The organism is Campylobacter sp. TTU-622 (assembly GCF_016598965.1).
Lineage (GTDB): Bacteria > Campylobacterota > Campylobacteria > Campylobacterales > Campylobacteraceae > Campylobacter_D.
Genome location: NZ_JAENKR010000008.1, coordinates 1 through 21796, shown reverse-complemented (window position 1 = coordinate 21796; position 21796 = coordinate 1). Strand labels below are relative to the sequence as shown.

Below are 21796 nucleotides of genomic sequence, written 5' to 3'. Positions count from 1 at the left end.
TTGCTTAAATACCTATTATCAACTTTTAATTTCAACATTTTTCCTAATTTTTAAGTTAAAATTTGAAATAATTAAAAAAATAAATTTCTTAATTAAAGATTTACTCTATGAAAACTTTAACTATAATTGATACATTTGGATTTTTCTTTAGACTTTTTTATGCACTTAAAGGGCTTAAAAACTCTAAAGGTGCCCCTAGTGGTATGATTTCAGGCTTTGCTAATTTTATTTATAATTTAAAAGATGAATATAAAAGTGATTATATTTTATTTGCACTTGATTGCAAAGGTAAAACTTTTAGAAGTGAAATTGATCCAAATTACAAAATCAACCGTACCTCACCACCTGAAGAATTATTAGCACAAATTCCAATTTGTATCGAAATGATTGAAAAAATGGGTTTTATGAGCTATTCTAAAGAAGGTTATGAAGCAGATGATATTATAGCTTCTGTTGTTAAAAAATGTGAAGATAAAGATATTTTTGTACGCATTATTACTCAAGATAAGGATCTTTATCAACTTATAAAAAATGGAAAAGTTAGTATTTATAGTCCTATTTCTAAAAATGATTATAATGAAGAAGCTTGCATGGAAAAATATGGTGTAAAACCTTCACAAATTAGAGATTTTTTAGCTCTTTGTGGAGATAGCTCTGATAATATTCCAGGAGTTAAGGGTATAGGTGCTAAAGGAGCCAAAACTCTACTTGAACAATTTGATAATATAGAAAACATTTATGAAAATCTTATGTTGGTACGTAATGAAAGAAGTCGCACTCTTCTTTTAGAAGGAAAAGAAAATGCTTTTTTAAGTAAAAAGCTTGCTAGTTTAAAAAATGATATTGAAATTCCAAATTTATTAGAAAAATCTGTTTTTAATCAAGAAGAACCTTTACTAAAAATTACAAATATTTTAGAAGAATACGAACTTAATTCTTTGATTAAAAAAATGCAACTAAATCCAAAAAATCAAAATAAAATTTTAAATTTCAAAACGACTTTAATTTTAGATGAAAATCAACTTTTTAATATTTTAGAAAATTTAGATAAAGAAAGTATTATTGCTTTCGATACAGAAACAACCGGTCTTGATACAAAAAAAGCTAAAATAGTTGGATTTAGCTTTTGTTATAATGAAAATGAAGCCTTTTATGTTCCTTTAAATCATAATTATTTGGGAGTAAAAGAACAAATTCCACTTCAAAGCGCAAAAAAAGCTATAGAAATTATTTACAAACATACTATCATAGGACATAATCTTAAATATGATTTTAAAATCATACAAAATAATTTTGATTTAAATCCTCCTCAAAAATATGCTGATACTATGATATTAGCTTGGCTTTTTAATCCTAGCTTAAGAGTAAATATGGATGATTTAGCTTTAAGGCTTTTTGATTATAAGACCTTACATTTTGAAGATATAGTAAAAAAAGGGGAAAATTTTGCGAGTATAGAACTTGATAAAGCTTGTAAATATGCAGCAGAAGATGCTTATATCACTTTAAAATTTTATCTTTATTTTTTAAAAAATTTAGAACCAAAATTATTAGAACTTGCCTATAAAAACGAATTTGATTTTATAAAAGTTATTATAATGATGGAAGAAAATGGTATAAAGCTTAATATATTAGAGCTTGAAAATTTAATGCAACAATTTAGCAAAGAAATAAAAAAAATAAGCGAAGAAATTTATACTTTATGTCAAGATCGTTTTAATCTTAATTCCCCTAAACAAATAGCAGAAGTTTTATTTAACAAACTCAATCTTAATACTAAGAAAAAAAGCAAAACAGGATATTCTACCGATGAAAAAGTTTTAAAAGAACTTATTGATGAACATCCTGCAATAGAAAAGATTTTATCTTATAGAGAACTTGCCAAACTTTATTCAACCTACTGCGAGCCTCTTTTAAAATTAGCACAAAAAGATGAAAATTCAAGAATTTATTCAAGTTTTTTACAAACAGGAACTGCAACAGGACGCCTTTCTTCTAAAGATCCAAATTTGCAAAATATTCCAGCACATGGACAATATGCTAAAGATTATAAATCTTGTTTTATTGCACAAGATGGTTTTAGTTTTATCTCCTTAGATTATTCTCAAATAGAACTTAGAATGCTTGCACATTTTAGTAAAGATCAAAAACTTTTAGAAGCATTTTCAAATGATGAAGATATCCATTCAAAAACAGCTATTATGATATTTGGTGAAAGCAATTATAAAACAAGAAGTATAGCAAAAAGTATTAATTTTGGACTTATTTATGGCATGGGTTATAAAACTTTAAGTGCTAATTTAAAAATTGAAACAAAACTTGCTAAATCTTATATAGAAAAGTATTTTGAAAATTTTACAAGCATTAAAGAATATTTTGAACAAGTTAAAAATGAAGTTAAAAAAAATGGTTTTATTACCACACTCTTAGGTCGTAAAAGATTTTTTAATTTCGAAAATGCTAAAGCTGTGCAAATAGCAATGTATGAAAGAGAAAGTATAAATTCTATTTTACAAGGATCAGCAGCTGATATTATTAAACTTGCTATGATAAAAATTGCCTCAGACTTAGATGAAAATAAAAAACTCATTTTACAAATTCATGATGAACTTATTTTTGAAGTGAAAGATGAATTGTGTGAAAATTTTGTAAAAAAAGCTACTGATATTATGGAAAATATTGTAAAATTAAATGTAAAATTAAAAACTTCATCAAGTATTGCCAAAAATTGGGGAGAACTTAAATAAGGAGAATTGCTAATGGATCTTTCAACCATACTTGGAATGGTACTTGCTATAACAAGTATTTCTGTTGGTGACATACTAGAAGGGGGAAACCCTTTACATGTTATTCACCTTTCTTCATTTCTTATCGTGATGCCAACTGCTGCATTTTGTGCAATGACTTCTACTCACAAAAAAATAGTTAAGGCTGCTTATAAAGAATTAAAAGTAGTTTTTAAAGGTTCAGGGGTTAATCTTTCAGAAAGAATCGCTCAACTTATAGAATTTGCTATTATAGCAAGAAGAGATGGTCTTTTGGCTTTAGAGTCAAAAACCAATGAAATTGAAAATGAATTTTTAAAAAATGCTATGATGATGCTAGTAGATGGAAAAAGTTTTGAAGAAATAAAAGAAAGTATGGAAATTCAAACCGAACAACTTGAAGAACATTATAAAGAATGTGCAGAATACTGGATAGTATTTGGAGAAACTTGTCCAACTATGGGATTAGTTGGAGCAGTATTTGGACTTATATTGGCACTTAAACTTCTTGATGATCCTCAAGCAATGGCTGCTGGTATTTCAGGAGCTTTTACCGCAACAGTTACAGGAATTTTTGGAGCATATGCTCTTTTTGCTCCTTGGGGTAGAAAAATGAAAGCTAACGGTATGGATTTGGTTAAAGAACAAATTGTAATCACTGAAGCTATTAAAGGTATAGCAGAAGGGGCTAATCCTAGAGATTTAGAAGCTAAACTCTTTAATTTTCTAAGTCACGATGATCCTAAAATTTCACAATTTGACAAAGGTTAAAAATGGCAAAAAAACATAAATGCCCAGAATGTCCAGCAGGTGAAAAATGGGCTGTTCCTTATGCTGATTTTTTAAGTTTACTTTTAGCACTTTTTATAGCTTTATGGGCAATTTCAAAATCAAATCCAGCAAAAGTTGAGGCTTTAAAAACAGAATTTATCAAAATTTTTGATTATACTACAACTCAAACCATACAAGAAGAAAGCAAAAATCAAGAAAAATATAAAGGAGCAGCAAAAATAGAAAGTGATGAAATAGAAGCTTTAAAACAAAGAATAACAACTCAACAAGATACCATTAAAAAACTTCAAGCTGCTTTAGATCAATCAAATAATGAAGTCGCCTTAAATCTTCCTTCTAAAATCTTATTTCAAAGAGGGAGTGCTGAAATTGTATCTGCTGATATAAAAGATTATTTAAAACGTATGGCACAACTCGCTCTTAATTTACCTCCGCAAACGAAAATTGAAATTAGAGGCTATACAGATAATAGTGATACCATATTAAGAAGTTTTGATTTAGGTTACGAAAGGGCCCAAAGTGTCTTAAAATATTTTATTGATGGTGGAGTTAATATAAAAAATTTAAGTGTAAAAAGCTATGGCTTTAATGAACCTTTACAAAATAATCCTACTACTTTAAATAATAATAGAGTTGAAATTTATTTTAAAGTTGATAGCGATAATGAAGCTGCGCAAAAATCTATACTTGAACTTATTCATAGACCAAATTAATTTTTAGAATTAATTTGGTTTGAAAGTCTACTTTTATTGTTAGAATTATAAACAAATCCTAATACTTCAGCTACAGCCTTAAATAATTCTCTAGGAATTAGATCGTTTATATCACAAACTTTATAAAGTTCTCTTGCTAAAGGAGGATTTTCATAAACAACAACATTATTTTTATAAGCAATTTCTTTAATCCTTAAAGCTAAAAAATCAATACCTTTTGCCACAACTCTTGGAGCTTGTTCTTTGGTTGAATCATAACGAATTGCAACAGCATAATGAGTAGGATTTGTTATAACAACATCAGCACCTGCTACATCTTGTACCATACGACGACGTGCTGTCTCCATTTGAATACGACGAATTCTTGCTTTAACTTGCGGATCCCCCTCCATTTGTTTATATTCATCTTTGATTTCTTGTTTACTCATTCTAAGACTTTTAAAATACTGAAAACGCACTAAAAATACATCTAAAACAGCAATAATCATAAAAGCAATAATTACAATAGCAGCTAAAATAACAGCCTTATCTCTTAACCAAATAAGCTGATTAGTGATATTATAAAGTTCAACCTTTGGAAGTTCTTTTACAAATTGAAGCAACACTATAAAAGCTATAGTGAAAACAACACTAACTTTTAAAATAATTTTAACACTTTCTAATAATTTTTTTAAAGAAAAAAGATTTTTAATACCTTTTAAAGGATTAATTTTTCCTAAATTTGGCATAATAGGTTTTGTTGTAAAAACAAAACCAAATTGCATAACATTTCCTAGAACACCTGCAACCATAATGCTTAATACTATAGGAGCAAGCATTATTAAAACTTCAAAAATACTTTTAATCATAATTGCTTGAATTATTCTAAGATCAAGTTCAACTCCAATAAAACTTTGATAATATCTATATAAATTAACTATTCTTTCACCTAAAAAACCCATTAAAAATAGAGTAATAGCTACAGCAACAATTAAACTTATAACCGCAGAAGCGTCTTGACTTTTAGGAACATTCCCTTCTTTTCTGGCATCTTCAATCTTTTTGGACGTGGGTTCTTCTGTTTTTTCTTGATCTTCACCCGCCATAAATTCTCCTATTTATTAAACCTAATAAATTTTAAATAACCTATACTTGATAAAATTTATATTTAATGATTATATTAAAAAATATTTTTAAACTAACAAAATTCATAAAAGTTTATTTTATATTAAATTCTGATTTTTAAATAAGTAAGATATAAGATTAATTTTAAAATATATAAATAAAAAATTCCCCTTCTTAAAGGGGAAAGATTAATTAAAGTTTATTTTCGTTTTTATTAAGATAATCAGCAACACCTTTAGGATTTGCTTTCATACCTTCATCACCTTTATTCCAGCCTGCTGGACAAACTTCGCCGTGCTCATTTGTGAAAAGCATAGTATCAACCATTCTAATCATTTCATCGATATTTCTTCCAAGTGGTAAATCATTAATTACCGCATGACGAACTGTTCCATCAGCATCTAAAAGGAAAGATCCGCGAAGTGCTACAGCTTCTGCATATAATACATCAAAATTTCTAGCTATTTGTTTAGTTAAATCAGCGACTAAAGGAAATTTAACTTGGCCAATACCACCTTGGTTTACTGGAGTATTTTTCCAAGCAAAATGCGAAAATTCATTATCACCAGAAATTCCAATTACTTCAATTCCTCTATCTTTAAATTCTTGATATCTCTTATCAAATGCAATGATTTCAGAAGGACATACAAAAGTAAAATCTTTTGGATAAAAAAATACAACAGCACCTTTTGGTCCTATATTTTTATAAAGATTAAAATCTTCTACTATTTCATTATTTCCTAAAACTGCTGGAGCAGTAAAATCTAAAGCTTTTTTTGTAACTATCATTTTTTTCTCCTAAATAATAAATTTTATTGATAGCAAAATTATATCGTTTAAATCTTTAAATATTTTTGAAATAAACATTATAATGTTGATTTTTAATAAATATTATCAATAAGTAGTAAATTTTGATTATCAAAAAAATAAGTTTTTAAGAATAATATGATAAAATTCTAATTATTTATATTGTTTAATTAAGGAGAAAAAATGGCAGTAAAAATTACAGATATTTGTATTGCATGTGGTTCTTGTATTGATGAATGTCCGGTTTCAGCAATAGTTGATGATGCTAGCAATCCTAACAATGAAGATAGTTATTATGTATATGCAAATAAATGCGTTGAATGTGTAGGTTACAATGATCAACCAGCCTGTGCAAGTGCTTGTCCTACGGATGGATGTATAGTTTGGAGTGATATTCAAGAAGGACAACCAAGTCGCAGTGAGATTGATGCAAGTATGAGAGATGGAAGTACCCCTGTATTTGCATAAAAAATAAAAAATTGATAAAGTATAAATTAAATAAAATTTTAGAATAATTTAAGTATAATCATAGCTTTTTAAAATAAATTGTGGAGAATACTTTGATTCAAAAAACTTTATCAATTATTAAACCAGATGCAGTTAAAAAAAATGTAATAGGTAAAATTCTTGATCGTTTTGAAAGTAATGGCTTAAAAATTATTGCAATAAAAAAAATTCAATTAAGTCAAAATCAAGCTGAAGAGTTTTACCAAATTCATAAAGATAGACCCTTCTTTAAAGATCTAGTTAAATTTATGATTAGTGGGCCTGTAGTTGTTTCTGTTTTAGAAGGAGAAAACGCCGTATTTAAAAACAGAGAGCTAATGGGAGCAACCAATCCAAAAGAAGCTAAAGCTGGAACTATAAGAGCTGATTTTGCTGAAAATATTGATGCAAATGCTGTACACGGAAGTGATAGCTTAGAAAATGCAAAAATTGAGATTGATTTTTTCTTTAAAGCTGATGAAATTTATTAATGAAGATTTATTTTTCTAAAATTCATACAACACCTTATCCTTTCAAATTAGACCTTGAAAATGTAGTTTTTGAAGGAGATATGGTAAAAATAAATGCTAAAATAGTAAAAATAAATGCTATAATAAGAGGTTTTATTTATAAACCTTGTGATAGTTGTGGCGAAGAAACAGAATTTTCTTTTAATGAAAAACTAGAGCTATTTGCAAGTGATGGTATTTTTAAGGATTTGGCAAATGAACTTAGCAATACTATCGAATTCTTTGACTCTCAAATTGATTTAATGGAAATTGCAATTGGAGAGATTGAAACATATTTTAGTGATTATTTTTATTGTAATAAATGTAAAAATTAAAAAGGAGAAAAAATGGCAGTACCTAAAAGAAGAGTAAGTAAAACACGTGCAGCAAAACGCAGAACACACTATAAAGTAGTTCTTCCAATGCCTATCAAAGACAAAGATGGAAGTTATAAAATGCCTCATCGTGTTAATCCAGTTACCAAGGAATACTAATATTTATGATAAACATTGCAATTGATGCAATGGGTGGAGATTTTAGAGAAAAACCTATTATTGAAGGTGTAATAGAAGCTTTAAATATAAAGCCTTTTAATGCGATCTTGGTAGGTCAATCTAAAATTTTAAAGCCTTTAATTCCGCAACATTTAGAAAAATACATTCAATATGAAGAGGCAAACGAAATTTTCTCTATGGAAGAAAATGCAACAGATGTTTTAAAACGAAAAGAAACAACCATTTATAAAGCTATAGATCTTGTTAAACAAGGCAAAGCAAAAGCGGTTGTTTCAGCAGGACATAGTGGCGCAACTATGTCTTTAGCGACTTTAAAACTAGGAAGGCTTAAAAATGTTTTAAGACCTGCTATAGCAACTTTAATGCCAAATATTAAAACAAATACTTTAATTTTAGATGTTGGTGCAAATACTGATTGTAAGGTTGAAAATTTATTTCAATTTGCAATAATGGGCGAAATTTATGCTAAAGAAATCATGAAAGTTAAAAAACCAAAAATTGCCCTTATTTCTAATGGAGAGGAAGAAGGTAAAGGCAATGAGCTTACAAAAGAAGCTCATCAATTTATGAAACAAATTCCAAATTTTGTTGGAAATGCTGAAGGTAGAGATATTTTTAATGGAAGTATTGATGTTTTAGTTTGTGATGGTTTTAATGGTAACATCATTCTTAAATCCTGCGAAGGTGTTGCAACTGCTATATTTCAAATATTAAAATCAGAAATTAAAAAATCTTTGATTTCAAAATTGGGAGCTTTACTACTTAAAAATTCTTTTTATAGACTTAAAAAGCGTATTGACTGGCAAGAATATGGTGGAGCGCCATTATTAGGTGTTGATGGTTGTGTTATTATAAGCCATGGAAAAAGTGATTCTAGAGCAATTAAAAATGCAATTTTTCAAGCCATTAACTTTAGTGAATCAAATATTAATCAAGTTATAGAAAATGAACTCTCAAAATATAGTTAATAAAGCATCTTTACGTAGTATAGCAGCTTATATACCTGAAAAGATTTTAAGCAATTTTGATCTTGAAAAAATAGTCGATACCTCAGATGAATGGATAACAAGACGCACAGGAATTAAAGAAAGACGTATTGCTAGTGATAATGAGCAAACAAGTGATCTTGGAACCAAAGCAGCATTAAAAGCTATAAAAAGAGCAAATTTAAATCCTAATGATATTGATGCTATTTTAGTAGCAACTCTAAGTCCTGATTACTTTGCTATGCCCTCAACTGCTTGCAAAATAGCTTCAAATTTAGGGCTTAAAAATATAACAGCTTTTGATATTTCAGCTGCTTGTACAGGCTTTATTTATTTGCTAGAGCTTGCAAAAGCTATGGTTGAAAGTGGTGCCAAAAAAAATGTTTTAATTATAGGCGCAGAAAAAACAAGTTCTATTATTGATTATCAAGATAGAAGTATTTGTATTTTATTCGGAGATGGAGCTGGAGCTGGAATTGTAAGTCTTGATTACAATAACCCTATCATTGATGTTCATACTTCAAGTAATGGTGATTATGGTGATCTTTTAATGACTAAACGTTCACAAAAGTCGAGCATAAGTAGCCCACTTTGTATGAGTATGAAAGGAAATGAAGTTTTTAAAATAGCTGTTAATACTTTAAGTAATGATGTTATAGAAATTTTGAAAAAAAATAAACTCAAAGCAAGTGATATTGATCTTTTTATACCTCATCAAGCAAATTTACGTATTATTAAAGCTGTACAAGAAAAACTAAATTTAGAAAATGATAAATGTGTTATATGTGTGCAAAAATATGGAAATACCTCAGCCGCTTCTATACCTATGGCTATGAATGATGCTTATGAAGAAGGACGTCTTAAAAAAGGAAATTTAATACTACTTGACGCTTTTGGAGGTGGTTTTACTTGGGGTTCTGCCTTACTTAAATTTGGTGGCGAAAATTATTAAAATTTTTCATTTAAAAATAATATTCTTCAATAAAACAACAATAATAAATTCAATTTTTTAAATTGTATTTTTTAAAAATACAATTTAAAAAACTTTACATAAAAAACTAAAAAATTGTATAAAAATTTAACTTTTTAAATCTATTTTTAAATAGCTTTTATATTAAAAAACTTAAATTATCAAATTAATCTATAAAATTAAAGCTATTAGAGCTTTTTTATGGCAATATATTTGAAATAGATATTTCAAATTATCAATATAACTACGCATATTTTTTCAGAAATTCTTTCATAAAATCACACAAAATTTTAACCTGATCTAAAGTTATAGCATTATAAATACTTGCACGAATTCCGCCTAAAAGTTTATGACCTTTAAGTCCTAAAAGATTGTTTTGTTCTGCTTCTTTTAAAAATACAGGAAGTAAATTCTCATCTTTTATATTAAAACTTACATTCATTAAAGATCTATCTTTATTTTGAGCATAAACTTTATAAAAACCTTCGCTTTCATCTATGATCTTATATAAAAGATTTGCTTTTTCTAAATTTTTTTTATAAATTACATCAAGACCCCCTTGTTTTAAAAGCCATTGCATTTCAAGATTAAAAATATAAATGGCAAAATTACAAGGAGTGTTAAATAAAGAATTATATTCTGAATGAATGCTATATTTTAACATACTTGGCAAATTTTTATTTTTACTTCGCTCTAGCATATCTTTACGAATAAAAATACAAGACAAACCTGAAATTCCAGCATTTTTTTGAGTTCCTCCGTAAAAAAGAGCAATATTGGAAAAATCTATTTTTCTAGAAAAAAAATCGCTTGAAGCATCGATAATTAAAGGACATTTTGTTTTTGGATATTCTTTATATTGTGTTCCATAAATAGTATTATTTGAGCAAATATAAGCATAATCAGCATCATCACTAAAACTTACCTTTGGTATATAAGAAAAATTTTCTTCTTTACTTGAAGCAACGACTTTAAGATTAACACCTAAAATTCTAGCCTCATTAATAGCTTTTTGAGTCCAAATTCCAGTATTTACATACTCACAAATTCCACCTAAATATAAATTCATAGGAATCATAGCAAATTGCAAACTTGCTCCTCCGTGTAAAAACAAAACTTCATAATTATCATTTAAACCATAAAGTTCTTTAGCCATTTTCATAGCATTAAAATGAATTTCTTCAAAAACACTACTTCTATGACTAAACTCCATAATAGAAAAACCAAGCCCTTTATAATCAAGTAAATTTTCATTGGCTTCTTTTATAACTTCTAAAGGTAAAGTTGAAGGTCCTGCACTAAAATTAATTTTTCTCATATTTTTCCTTTATAAAATTTGTGCTTCTTTTCTATCATCTTGAGAATTTAAAATTATTTTATCATTTTGTTTTAAATCTTTTAAATTCATTATTTTGCCATCTTTTTCAATGCTAACTAAATTTTTACTTTTTTGAAAAAAAGATTTATGTTGTTTATAAGAATTTTCTATTTTTTCTAAATTCAAATAAGCAATATTTAATTTATTTTTTATAGAAAAAAACAATTGTTGTTTTAAATGATTGCTTTGATTGATTTTTTGAAAGATTAAAGTACTTAAAGAATTAGCCTTTAATATTTTTTCTAAATTTAAAAGCTCTAATTCTAAATTTTTAAATTTTGTTTGTAAAAGAGTTTTTAATTGTTGCATTTTAAAATCTAAATCTTGCTCTAAATCCATTCTCGATGGAATAAGCAAATCTATAGCTGCACTAGGAGTTGGTGCTCTAAGATCTGCAACAAAATCACTAATTACATAATCAATTTCATGTCCAATAGCTGAAATAATAGGTGTTTTTGCTTTAAAAATTTCTCTAGCCAAATTTTCATCATTAAAGCAAAAAAGATCTTCTCTACTTCCTCCACCTCTTGCAATAATTAAAACATCAAGTTTTTTTACATCCGCTTTTTTTAAAGCATTTATTAATGAAGCAGGGGCTAAATTTCCTTGTGTTAAAGCATTAAAAATATAAATTTTTGCTAAAAAATAAGATTTTTGCTCTATTATTTTTAACATATCCTCTAAAGCTGCTGAAGTAAAAGAGCTTATAATACCTATTTTTAAAGGAAATTTAGGTAATTGTTTTTTATACTTTATATCAAATAAACCTTCATTATTTAAACGCTCCTTTAAAGCTAAAAATTTTTCTTCTAAATCACCAAAACCTATTTTTCTAATACTATTAGCTATGAATTGATAACGTCCGCTTTGAGAATATAAACTAAGACTTCCAATTAATTCTAAAGAATCTCCAACTTTAGGTATAAAACTTAATTTTAAATTTTCCCATTTAAAGATTACACAAGAAATACTTGAATTTTCATCTTTAAGTTCAAAATACCAATGCCCTGAAGAATGCATGGTAATTTTTGATAACTCTCCACTTAAAATAATATTTTCAAAATGAGTTTCAAGTAAAGCTTTAGCTTTTATATTAAGTTCGCTTACGGTCATTTTTTTGCCACAAACATAGAGCTAATACCAAAACTAAAATTTTTAATTTTTACTATTTTAAAACCGACTTCTTGTAATTCTTTAGCTAATTCTTGCTCACTTAAAAAATGATCAATTGAATTAGGTAAATATTCATAAGCGCTCTTATTTTTACTTAAAAAACCGCCTAAAATAGGTAAAATATTTTTAAGATAAAAATCCCTAAAAAAAGATAGAAGACCTTTTTTTTCCTGTTTGCTAAATTCTAAAATTAAAAATAAACCATCTTTTTTAAGAACCCTAAAAAACTCTTTTAAAGCTTTTTTCCTTTCAACAACATTTCTAATCCCATAACTTATACTCATAATATCAGCACTCTCATCCTCTAAAGGTAAATCTTGTGCAAAAGCTTTTATAAATAAAATTTCTTTATATTTTTCTCTTGCAATTTTTAACATACCTTCACTAGGATCAACACCTATAATTTTAGAAATTTGTTTATTAAGTTTTAAAGCTTCTTGTTGCCAAATATTAATCATATCAGCAGTTCCACAAGCAACATCAACAATATTTAAATCTATTTTATTATAATTTTTTAAAACATAATTACAAGCCTTTTTGCGCCAAGTTATATCAATACCAAAACTTAAAATTCTATTTGCTTTATCATAACTAGGAGCAATTTCGTTAAACATTTGAACAATTTTCTCTTGCTTTTGCATTTTATTCCTCATTAATTTATATGGAAATCTTTTATTTAATAAATAACTATTATAATTAAAAAATTTTAGCACTTTTTTAATTAGTATTTATTTTTTATAAAAAATCTTAGTTAAGCAAAAATTATCTAAATTTAACAAAAATTAATTGTATTAAAAATTATAGAAAAACAGATAGATTTAACAATTTTAAGAGTGTAAAATTTTAAGAATAATTATTTAATTTTAAATCAAGATTTCTTTATAAGATATTGGAAATTACTTAAGCAATTCCAATAAATTTAAAGACATTTTTTACAACCATCAACATAAGCACAAATTGCTAAATGATTTATAATATTGCCAATCTTTTTTTCTAAATGTTCTTGATACTCTTTAAGATTTGAATCTTTAAAATTTAAATCTTCTATATTACTACATTTAGAACATATAATATGTATATGTTCTTCCTCATAAATATCATAGCAAGTTTTTTGATTGGCTACATTTATTTCAACCACTAAACCTTGTTCTTGTAAAGTATTTAGATTTTTATAAACAGTCGCCAAAGAAATAGATGGATATTCTTTTTTAATCTCTTCATAAAGTTCTTCTATATTTGGATGTTCATGACGTTTTAAAATTTTTAAGACGCAAAGTCTTTGTGGTGTTGCTTTAAGTTCATGTTTTTTCAGCATTTCTAACAATTCCATAATCTCCACCTCGAAAAATTTATAAATGATAATTATATAATAAAATCATTAAAACAAGTTTATATTTATTAAATAATATTTTTTATTAAATAATAAACTAAATATAATTTAAAACATTCTTTGTTAAAGAGTTAATATCAAGTTGTAATTCTTTTTCTATATCAAAAAGTTTTCCATGTTCTATAAATTTATCTTTATATTCAAAACTGATAAGTTTAATATTTAAATCATTTTCTTGTATAAAAGTATTCAATAAACTTCCTACACCACCTATTTTATTATTTTCTGAAAATACAAACCATATTTTAGTTTTTTGTGCAAGTTTTTTAAGCAATTCCTCATCTAAAGGTTTAGCAAAAATTAAGTCAATTAAATTGACATTTTTTTGATTATTTTGAAGATTTTTTAAAACACACCAAGCTTTTCCAACACCTTGACCATAACCTAAAAAAGCAATTTCACTTTCATTTTCAATGAGCCATTGAGCTTTAGCTAATTTTATTTCACATGCTTTAAATTCATTATCTAAAATAAAACTTCCTCTAGGATAGCGAAAAGCTATAGGACCTTTATGATGATAAGCATATTCCATAATTTTTATCATCATAGCCTCATCTCTTGGGGCAATAAGCGTTAAATTAGGTAAAGGTGACAAAAAGCTAATATCAAAAACTCCTTGATGAGTTTCTCCATCTTCACCTACAATTCCAGCTCTATCCATAGCAAAAATAACATTTAAATTCAAAATAGCACAATCATGAATTATTTGATCATATGCACGCTGTAAAAAAGTACTATAGATAACTATAAAAGGTTTAAAACCTTCTTTTGCCATAGCTGCCATAGAAGTAACAGCGTGTTGTTCTGCAATAGCAACATCCCAAAATCTTTGAGGATATTTTTCTATAAGTTTATCAAGTCCGGTTCCACTAGGCATAGCAGCAGTAACTCCGACTATATTTTCATATTTATCTGCTAACTCTAGTAAATTTTGGCTAAAAATTTCGGTAGCACTTTTTTTATCTTGTTTTTTAATACTTTCTCCATTTTCTATATTAAAAGCACTTACTCCATGCCACTTAGCATGTCTTCCTTCGGCTAAAGAATAACCTTTGCCTTTTATAGTTTGTGCATGAATAACACAAGGTTTTTTTATAAGTTTTGCTTGTTTTAAAGCACTAATAAGCTCATTTAAATTATGTCCATTAATCGGACCTATATATTCAAGTCCTAATTCTTCAAATAAAAGTCCTGGAGTAATTAATTTAAAGCTTTCTTCAAAGCGTTTTGCCATATAAGTTGCACTATCTGGCAAAAAATCAAGCATTTTTTCTACTCTTTTTTTAAATTTTTGATAAAACTGCGTTGCCATTGCCTGAGAAAGATATTTAGAAATAGCTCCTATTGGCTTTGAAATACTCATTTCATTATCATTTAATATAATAACACAAGGGTATTTTCTATCACCTAATTCATTTAAAGCCTCATATGCCATCCCAGCACTTAAAGCTCCATCTCCAATCAAAACTACCGGCAAACGATCTTCATTTTTTAATTTTATAGCCTTACAAGCTCCAATAGCCAAAGAAATCGAGGTGCTAGAATGTCCAGCAATAAAATAATCTCCTTCATTTGGTTTAGTATATCCACTAAGTCCTTTAAATTGACGTAAGGTGTGAAAAATACCTTCTTTTCCACTTAAAAGTTTATGAGCATAGGATTGGTGAGAAACATCAAAAATAAAGGGATCTTTATTATGATCAAAAACTACATGCATTGCGATACTAAGTTCTACAACACCTAAATTTGAGCTTAAATGTCCTCCATTTTTTGAAACTACCTCTATAATTTTTTCTCTTAAATTAGAAGCAAGTTCTTCAAGTTCTTTGATATTTAAATTTTGAAGTTCTTTATGAGTATAGTACAATCTCTTACTCATTATTAATCATTCTTTTAATTTTTTCTAATCTTTGATTGAGACTTGATTCTATATTTCCTAAATCACTTAGTATTACAACACTTCCTTTAGAAATTGCATCATCTAAAGTAATTTTAATATTAAGATCATTTTTAAATTCAGATTTTAAATAATCATAATCATTGCAATTTACTCTAATATCTATTTCTCCAGCACCTTTTAATTCTGAAATCAAATCTTTTGCTAAAGAATAAGCAATTTTAGAAGAATTATCCTCTACTTCTTTTAAAATTACTTCTTTGGCAATATCAATTGCAGTATCTGCTAATTCTTTTTTATTTTTTTCTATAAATGAATCTAAATTTTTACTTGCCTCATCAAGTTTTAAAATACTTTTTAAATACCTTTCTTTTAATTCGTTTAATTCCTTTTCAAATTCTATTTTAGCATTATTATAACCTTCTTGTGTAAATTTTTCTTTTGCATTTTCAAGTTCAGAATTTAAGCGATTGTTAAATTCATTTTCTTGATTTTCAATTTGCATTTGGAGTTTAATAATATTACTTGACATTTCATCTGTTTTTTTAAGCAAATCCTCTACAAAACTTGGTTGAAAATCAATTTGTTTTTCTTCGGTAGTTTCATTATCTTTTAAAATAGTCTGAGTTTGCTCTTCTTTAAAGGCTATTTCATTCTCATTTTTAATTTCATTATTTGTATTGATATGAGATTTTTCTTGTTCGTTGTTAAATTCGGATATAACTTTAAATCTGTAACCTTCAACAACATGTTGTTCATTATCTTTTTTAGAAATTACATTACTACGATTTGTCATATTATTCCTATTCTATCATTTCATCTGCATCACCTGTTTGTATTAAACCTTGTTCTGCTAATTTTTGTACCACTTCAACTACTTTTCTTTGTGCTTCTTCAACATCTTTTACTCTTACAGCTCCTAAAAATCCCATTTCTTCCAAGAATGCTTCGCTAGCTCTTGAGGACATATTAGAAAGAAATTTTTGCTTTAATTCTTCACTTGCACCTTTTAAACCTATCATTAAATCTTTTTTATCAGCAACTTTTAAAATTTCACGAATTGCATTAGTGCTAAGTTTGCTAATATCATCAAAAGTAAACATAAGCTCTTTAATAGTTTCAGCTAAACGCTCATCACTTTGCTCAATATAAGTAATGGTAGATTTACTTGCTTTTTGTCCTAAGCGATTGAGTACTTCAGCTACAGCTCTTGGACCACCTACCTCAACTTTATAAGAAGTAAGACTTTCAAGCTTGCTTTCAAGTACTGCAGAAACTCTTTTAATAATACTTGGAGAAATATCACCAAGATTTGCCATTCTAATTACAACTTCAGCTCTTAACTCATCACTAAAATACTCTAAAGTTTCAGCTGCATGGATCGAGTCCATATGAGCCAAAATAAGAGCAATAGTCTGTGGATGTTCTTTTGTGATAAAATCAGCAAGTTGTTGTGGTTTAATTTGCGCCAAATAAGCAAAATTCTGGTTATTCTCCATACTTTTAGTAAGTTTTTCGAGAATTTTATTGGCAATATCTGGACCAAAGGTGCGGAAAAGTATTTCTTTTGCATATTCTAAACCACCGCTTTTTATATATTGATTTGATTGAAGTAAGGTATAAAATTCTTCTAAAACTGCTGTAGCTACAGATCTATCAACATTTTTTGCCATAGCTATATATCTTGAAATTTCAGTAATAACATCAATTTCCATATGCGAAAAGACAGCCGTTGTAGCATCTTCTCCGAGCTGAATTAAGAAAATAGCTACTTTTTCAGGCATAGATAAATCATCATAAATCATTTTTTGTTCTTCACTAAGCTTTATCATCACATATCCTTTTCGCTAAATTCAGAATCATTTTGAACTAAATTTTGAAGCAAAGCGGCAATTTCTTCACTTTTATCATTTACAATTCCTCTTAATTTTTCAAGTAAAACTTCGTATTGGATAGAATCTTCATTAAAATTATCACCAAAACCAAGTTGTTCTTCAACTTTTTTCCTTGCCGCATTGAATTTCTCAATAGCATCTTCTGCTTCATCTAATACCAAACCAGGAGCTTGTTGTTGCTCTTCTGGGGTTGCATCTTCGAGCATTTTTTGCATAAATGGCCCAATAACTTTTTTGTAAAAGATAAAAAGTAAAATAGCTGCAATAAAATATTTAACAGGTGGGATAAATGGCTCGATAAAACGTGAATAAAAAGTTCTAACTTTACTTTCCACTTTAACAGATTCACGATGAAAAGGTAAATTTCTAACTACAACAATATCGCCTCTTGCAGCATTATAATTAATAGCACTTTGTACCAAACTTTCTATATTTCTAAGTTCTACATCGCTTAAAGGCACATACTCATTTTGAACATTACCATTTTGATCAACAACCTCTTTATATTTTCCATCAATTGCAACAGCTGCTGAAGTTCTAATAATAGTGGCAAATTGTTTTTTAGTATTAGTTATTGTTTTAGATAATTCATTATTAGTTGTTACTTGATTCTTTTTATAAAGCTCTGTTTGACCTTTATTATCAAGCCCTTGAACTGGACCTATATTAGATACAGCACCTGGAACTCCTTGAATTTCTGGTTCTTTTCTACCTTCTCTTTGTTCTTCCAAGGTTTGCTCACTTCTAACTATAGGGTTTGGATCATAAATTTCACTTTGAGATTCTTTTTTAGAAAAATCAAAATCTATATTTACATTAACTTCTATTTTATCAGTTCCGCCAGCAAAAGGAGCCAAAGTTGATATAATTTTTTCTTCTAATTCTCTTTCTTGATCTCTTTTATATCTAACTTGTGCAGCAATTACATCACTCTCATAAGCTTCTAGTTCATCCAAAGGAGCTCCACTTTGATCACTAATTCTTACATTTTCTTTGGTAAGCTTTGGAACTGCAGCTGAAATAATATTTTTTATCCCATCAATTTGTTTTCTTGTAAGTTTTAAACCTTCTTTAATATTAAGTACAACAGAAGCAGTGGGTGGAGTTTGTCTTTCAGTAAAAACACTCTCTTTCGGAAAAGCTATATGCACAACCGCTGATCTTATAGGTTCTAAAGTTTCAATAGTTCTAGCAAGTTCTCCTTCAATTGCTCTTTGATATTTAACTTTTTGTTCTTCATTGGTGGCACCAAATTGTTGTTGGTCAAAAGCTTCAAAACCTACACGACTATCCTTAATAAGGCCTTCAGATGCAATAATCATCCTTTGTCTATAAACCTGATCTTGGGGAACTAAAATTGTATTTTCATTTTGCAAACGATAAGGAACACCATTTTGCTCCAATTTTGAAACAATAGCAGCAGATGAACTTGGTTTTACATTTTCAACCAAAATAGCATAGCCATCTGAAGTAGCACTTCCTGAGTTACGATATAAACTTAAAAAAACTAAAAATCCAACCACTACAACAATAGAAGCTGCTATAACTATACGTTGTTTACGGCTTAAATTTTGATAAAGTTGTCCAATTTGATGGAACATATTTTTAAAATCCATATGCAACCTCAATAAATTTACAAATAACTATTCATTTATCTAAACTGAAAATTATATTACAAAAATTTAAAAAATAATTTTATTGTATCAAAAATCAATTAAGAGTTTAATAAAATCTTAATCTAAATTTTGTATTTGTTTTGATATTATAAAAATTTCTTTATAAATACTTTTAATCATTTTTGCATCTAAAAATTTATATTTAGTATTTTTAAGACGCTCTAAAATATCTTCCTCTCTTTTAAAATCACAAATCTCCTTAGCCTTACTCTGTTTTATCTTGCCTATTTTTTTAACATAAGACATTCTTTTATCAAGTAAATATAAAATTTTATCATCTAAAGTATCAATTTTTGCTCTTAAGTCATTTAAATCTTGCATTTTAAATCCTCTAAAAATTCTAAAACGCTAGGATAAATTTTATCAAGTAAGTTTATATTAATTCCTTTAGTATCACTAATTTTACCGCTTAAAACCAAAATACATTTCATATTTAAACTCTTAGCTTTTACTAAATCTCCTATAAAATCATCACTTATAATACAAACATCCTTAAAACTAATTTTTTGATTTTGTTTTTGAATAAGCCTTAAAGCTTCTTTATAAAAAGATAAACTAGGCTTTCCAACTACTTCATACTTAAAATTTATAGCATTTTTAAGCATAGCCATAATACTACCTATACCTGGATAAAGCCTATTATCTTTTTTATAAATACTTGTTTCATGCATGGCAATTACTTTAATATCTTTTTTAATAAGTTCTATCATGCTAGCAAAGTCTTTAAATTTAAAATCATCATAACTAGAAATCAATAAAGCTTCAGGATGATTAAAATCAATTTTATAACCTAAAATTTCAAGATTTTGTAAAAATTCAATAGCCCCAAAAGCTGCAATCTTACAAGGTTTTAAAAGATCTTTTAAAACACAGAAAGGATCAATATAAGCATTATCTTTAATAGCTAAACCTTTTTGCCTTAAAATTTGCAAAAAATCAAGCTTTTTTGTGTTATTAGTAATGATAATATAAGGTATATTTTGTAAATTTAAAAAACTAATTAACTCTTTAGCACCAGAAATTAAAGTTTTGTCTTTATCTGATAGTAAAGTGCCCTGAACATCTAAAAAAAACATTTTTTTAATCTTTTAAAAATTTTTCCTCTAAAGCTATTTGATCTTCAAAAGTCTCTCTTTGGCGTATCATTCTTACTTTGCCCTCTTCTAAAGCTAGCTCACAAACACGATTTCTAGTATTATAATTACTACTCATACTAAATCCATAAGCGCCCGTATCTTTAATCACTAAAATATCACCACTTTGTGTTTGCTCTAACAATCTATCTTTTGCAAAAAAATCTCCACTTTCGCAAATTCCACCTACAATATCACAAAGACTTTTTTCTCCTTGATTGTAGGGCATAATAATTTCGTGATATGCTTCATATAAACTAGGGCGTATTAAATCATTCATTGCCCCATCTACTATCACAAAACGTTTTGTTTTATTATATTTTTCATAAAGAATAGAGCAAACAAACTCTCCACTTTTTGCCACTAAAAAACGACCTGGTTCCATTCCTATAGTTACATCAAGTCCATTAAGTTTTGCCAAAATTCCTTGTGCATATGAATAAAGATCTGGTTTTAAATCATCTTTTTCATAAGCAACACCAAGTCCTCCGCCTATATCAAAAAATTTAATATCAATTTTTAAAGCTTTTAATTCTCTTACAAGTTTTGCAACAATTTCTGCAGCTTCATAAACAGGAGAAAGATCTAAAAGTTGAGATCCTATATGAAAATGTATTCCTATAGGATCTAAGTAAGAAGATTTCTTAGCATAAAGATACATTTTTTTAGCCTGCTCTAACTCTACTCCAAACTTATTTTCATTCAATCCAGTAGAAATATAAGGATGGGTTTTTGCATCTACATCAGGATTAACACGAATACTAATTCTTGCTTTTATATCAAGTTTTTTGGCTACTTTTTCTAAAAGTAGCATTTCAGCTTCACTTTCTAAATTAATATATAATATATCATAATTTAAAGCTTCTTTAAGTTCTTCTTCAGTTTTTGCTACACCGCTAAAAATAATCTTATAAGGTTTAGCGCCTGCTCTTAAAGCTCTTTTTACTTCTCCTATACTCACACAATCAAAACCACTATCAAGTTTGATTAGCATTTGCAAAAGACTTAAATTAGAATTAGCTTTTAGGGCATAAAAAATTTGAGATTTTCTTGCCTTAAAAACTTCTTTAAGTTCTAAAAAATTCTTCTTTATTTCATCAAAATTATAAATATAAAAAGGAGTATGAAACTCATCTCTTAACTTTTTATAATCCATTTCAACCCTTTAACGATTTTTATAATACATAAACATTGCAAACAATGCTAAAAGTATAATAGGCAAGATAATGCCAAATTCAGTTAAAATAACCCCATTTTCGCTCAATCTTGTAAGTAAAAATAATATACCCCAAACACCAAAACTAATGATAAAAAATATAAAACTTACAAAAGCTAAATTAAAAAACCTAGCTGTTATAGGAAAAAAATAATACATAATAAGCATTAAAAAAGGTGCAAAAAGAGGAGTAAAAACTAATTTATAAAGAGAGATTTTTATAGAATGCAAACTAATACCTTGCTCTTTAAATAAAAACAATCCCTCTAATGCATCTTTAATAGAATAATCACTATTATTTGCCACACTTTCAATAATTTTTGGCTTAAAACCTTCTAAAGTTCTTAGATCTTTAAATTCTTCATTTTGTAATCCTTTACTACTTACATTG

General features: G+C 27.4%; 23 protein-coding genes. 9 read left to right on the top strand and 14 right to left on the bottom strand.

The window, feature by feature from the left end; genetic code table 11:
- Positions 1 to 107: 107 nt before the first annotated feature.
- From polA to motB, 3 genes are read left to right on the top strand one after another with little or no spacing between them, the layout of a single operon-like run.
- Complete coding sequence (gene polA, locus JG677_RS01925; RefSeq protein WP_200170052.1) at positions 108 to 2747, top strand: DNA polymerase I; 2640 nt, start codon at positions 108 to 110, stop codon at positions 2745 to 2747.
- A gap of 12 nt (positions 2748 to 2759) precedes the next feature.
- A complete protein-coding gene (gene motA, locus JG677_RS01920; RefSeq protein WP_200170053.1) occupies positions 2760 to 3536 on the top strand; it encodes a flagellar motor stator protein MotA in 777 nt (258 codons plus the stop codon).
- 2 nt (positions 3537 to 3538) lie between these two features.
- A complete protein-coding gene (gene motB / locus JG677_RS01915; RefSeq protein WP_200170054.1) occupies positions 3539 to 4270 on the top strand; it encodes a flagellar motor protein MotB in 732 nt (243 codons plus the stop codon).
- Here motB and flhB read toward each other — a convergent pair.
- Together flhB and JG677_RS01905 are read right to left on the bottom strand one after the other, a co-directional pair.
- On the bottom strand, positions 4267 to 5355 hold the full coding sequence (gene flhB, locus JG677_RS01910; protein WP_200217348.1) for a flagellar biosynthesis protein FlhB: 1089 nt from the start codon (positions 5353 to 5355) through the stop codon (positions 4267 to 4269). The genes motB and flhB overlap by 4 nt on opposite strands.
- A 211-nt stretch (positions 5356 to 5566) precedes the next feature.
- On the bottom strand, positions 5567 to 6163 hold the full coding sequence (locus tag JG677_RS01905) for a peroxiredoxin (RefSeq protein WP_200170056.1): 597 nt from the start codon (positions 6161 to 6163) through the stop codon (positions 5567 to 5569).
- Between the two features lie 201 nt (positions 6164 to 6364).
- Between JG677_RS01905 and JG677_RS01900 the strand changes: the two genes are divergently transcribed.
- From JG677_RS01900 to JG677_RS01875, 6 genes are all read left to right on the top strand, one after another.
- On the top strand, positions 6365 to 6649 hold the full coding sequence (locus tag JG677_RS01900; protein ID WP_200284874.1) for a DUF362 domain-containing protein: 285 nt from the start codon (positions 6365 to 6367) through the stop codon (positions 6647 to 6649).
- Positions 6650 to 6744: 95 nt separating this feature from the next.
- Positions 6745 to 7158, top strand: coding sequence for a nucleoside-diphosphate kinase (gene ndk / locus JG677_RS01895; RefSeq protein WP_200284878.1), 414 nt, complete (start codon positions 6745 to 6747; stop codon positions 7156 to 7158).
- On the top strand, positions 7158 to 7511 hold the full coding sequence (locus tag JG677_RS01890; RefSeq protein WP_200170058.1) for a hypothetical protein: 354 nt from the start codon (positions 7158 to 7160) through the stop codon (positions 7509 to 7511). Before ndk ends, JG677_RS01890 begins: the two co-directional genes overlap by 1 nt.
- A 12-nt stretch (positions 7512 to 7523) precedes the next feature.
- Entirely contained in the window at positions 7524 to 7670 is a 147-nt protein-coding gene (gene rpmF, locus JG677_RS01885) for a 50S ribosomal protein L32 (RefSeq protein ID WP_200170059.1), read from the top strand.
- 5 nt (positions 7671 to 7675) lie between these two features.
- Positions 7676 to 8659, top strand: coding sequence for a phosphate acyltransferase PlsX (gene plsX / locus JG677_RS01880; RefSeq protein WP_200284871.1), 984 nt, complete (start codon positions 7676 to 7678; stop codon positions 8657 to 8659).
- Entirely contained in the window at positions 8637 to 9629 is a 993-nt protein-coding gene (locus JG677_RS01875; protein WP_200284870.1) for a beta-ketoacyl-ACP synthase III, read from the top strand. The genes plsX and JG677_RS01875 overlap by 23 nt, the downstream gene beginning before the upstream one ends.
- A 262-nt stretch (positions 9630 to 9891) precedes the next feature.
- Here JG677_RS01875 and serC read toward each other — a convergent pair whose 3' ends face one another.
- The 12 genes from serC to JG677_RS01815 all read right to left on the bottom strand — a co-directional run.
- Entirely contained in the window at positions 9892 to 10965 is a 1074-nt protein-coding gene (gene serC, locus JG677_RS01870; protein ID WP_200284868.1) for a phosphoserine transaminase, read from the bottom strand.
- A gap of 9 nt (positions 10966 to 10974) precedes the next feature.
- Positions 10975 to 12138, bottom strand: coding sequence for an exodeoxyribonuclease VII large subunit (xseA, locus tag JG677_RS01865; protein WP_200284867.1), 1164 nt, complete (start codon positions 12136 to 12138; stop codon positions 10975 to 10977).
- Positions 12135 to 12839 carry a bifunctional demethylmenaquinone methyltransferase/2-methoxy-6-polyprenyl-1,4-benzoquinol methylase UbiE gene (ubiE, locus tag JG677_RS01860; RefSeq protein WP_200284866.1) on the bottom strand — a complete coding sequence of 235 codons (705 nt, stop codon included), beginning with the start codon at positions 12837 to 12839 and terminating at the stop codon, positions 12135 to 12137. Before ubiE ends, xseA begins: the two co-directional genes overlap by 4 nt.
- Positions 12840 to 13117: 278 nt before the next feature.
- A complete protein-coding gene (perR, locus tag JG677_RS01855; RefSeq protein WP_200170065.1) occupies positions 13118 to 13528 on the bottom strand; it encodes a peroxide-responsive transcriptional repressor PerR in 411 nt (136 codons plus the stop codon).
- Positions 13529 to 13625: 97 nt separating this feature from the next.
- Positions 13626 to 15467, bottom strand: coding sequence for a 1-deoxy-D-xylulose-5-phosphate synthase (gene dxs / locus JG677_RS01850; RefSeq protein ID WP_200217343.1), 1842 nt, complete (start codon positions 15465 to 15467; stop codon positions 13626 to 13628).
- Positions 15460 to 16281 carry a flagellar assembly protein FliH gene (fliH, locus tag JG677_RS01845; RefSeq protein WP_200284865.1) on the bottom strand — a complete coding sequence of 274 codons (822 nt, stop codon included), beginning with the start codon at positions 16279 to 16281 and terminating at the stop codon, positions 15460 to 15462. Before fliH ends, dxs begins: the two co-directional genes overlap by 8 nt.
- Before the next feature lie 7 nt (positions 16282 to 16288).
- On the bottom strand, positions 16289 to 17317 hold the full coding sequence (gene fliG / locus JG677_RS01840) for a flagellar motor switch protein FliG (protein WP_200170068.1): 1029 nt from the start codon (positions 17315 to 17317) through the stop codon (positions 16289 to 16291).
- Positions 17317 to 18996 (bottom strand): flagellar basal-body MS-ring/collar protein FliF, encoded by a 1680-nt coding sequence (fliF, locus tag JG677_RS01835; protein ID WP_200170069.1) that lies wholly within the window; start codon positions 18994 to 18996, stop codon positions 17317 to 17319. Before fliF ends, fliG begins: the two co-directional genes overlap by 1 nt.
- A gap of 117 nt (positions 18997 to 19113) precedes the next feature.
- Positions 19114 to 19377 carry a chorismate mutase gene (locus tag JG677_RS01830; protein WP_200170070.1) on the bottom strand — a complete coding sequence of 88 codons (264 nt, stop codon included), beginning with the start codon at positions 19375 to 19377 and terminating at the stop codon, positions 19114 to 19116.
- The gene (locus JG677_RS01825) at positions 19365 to 20132 is read right to left on the bottom strand and encodes an HAD-IIA family hydrolase (protein ID WP_200170071.1); all 768 of its coding nucleotides are present in this window, start codon (positions 20130 to 20132) and stop codon (positions 19365 to 19367) included. Before JG677_RS01825 ends, JG677_RS01830 begins: the two co-directional genes overlap by 13 nt.
- Before the next feature lie 4 nt (positions 20133 to 20136).
- A complete protein-coding gene (gene lysA, locus JG677_RS01820; protein WP_200170072.1) occupies positions 20137 to 21345 on the bottom strand; it encodes a diaminopimelate decarboxylase in 1209 nt (402 codons plus the stop codon).
- Positions 21346 to 21354: 9 nt separating this feature from the next.
- A partial coding sequence (locus tag JG677_RS01815) for an LptF/LptG family permease (RefSeq protein WP_200284864.1) occupies positions 21355 to 21796 on the bottom strand: 442 nt, incomplete at its 5' end.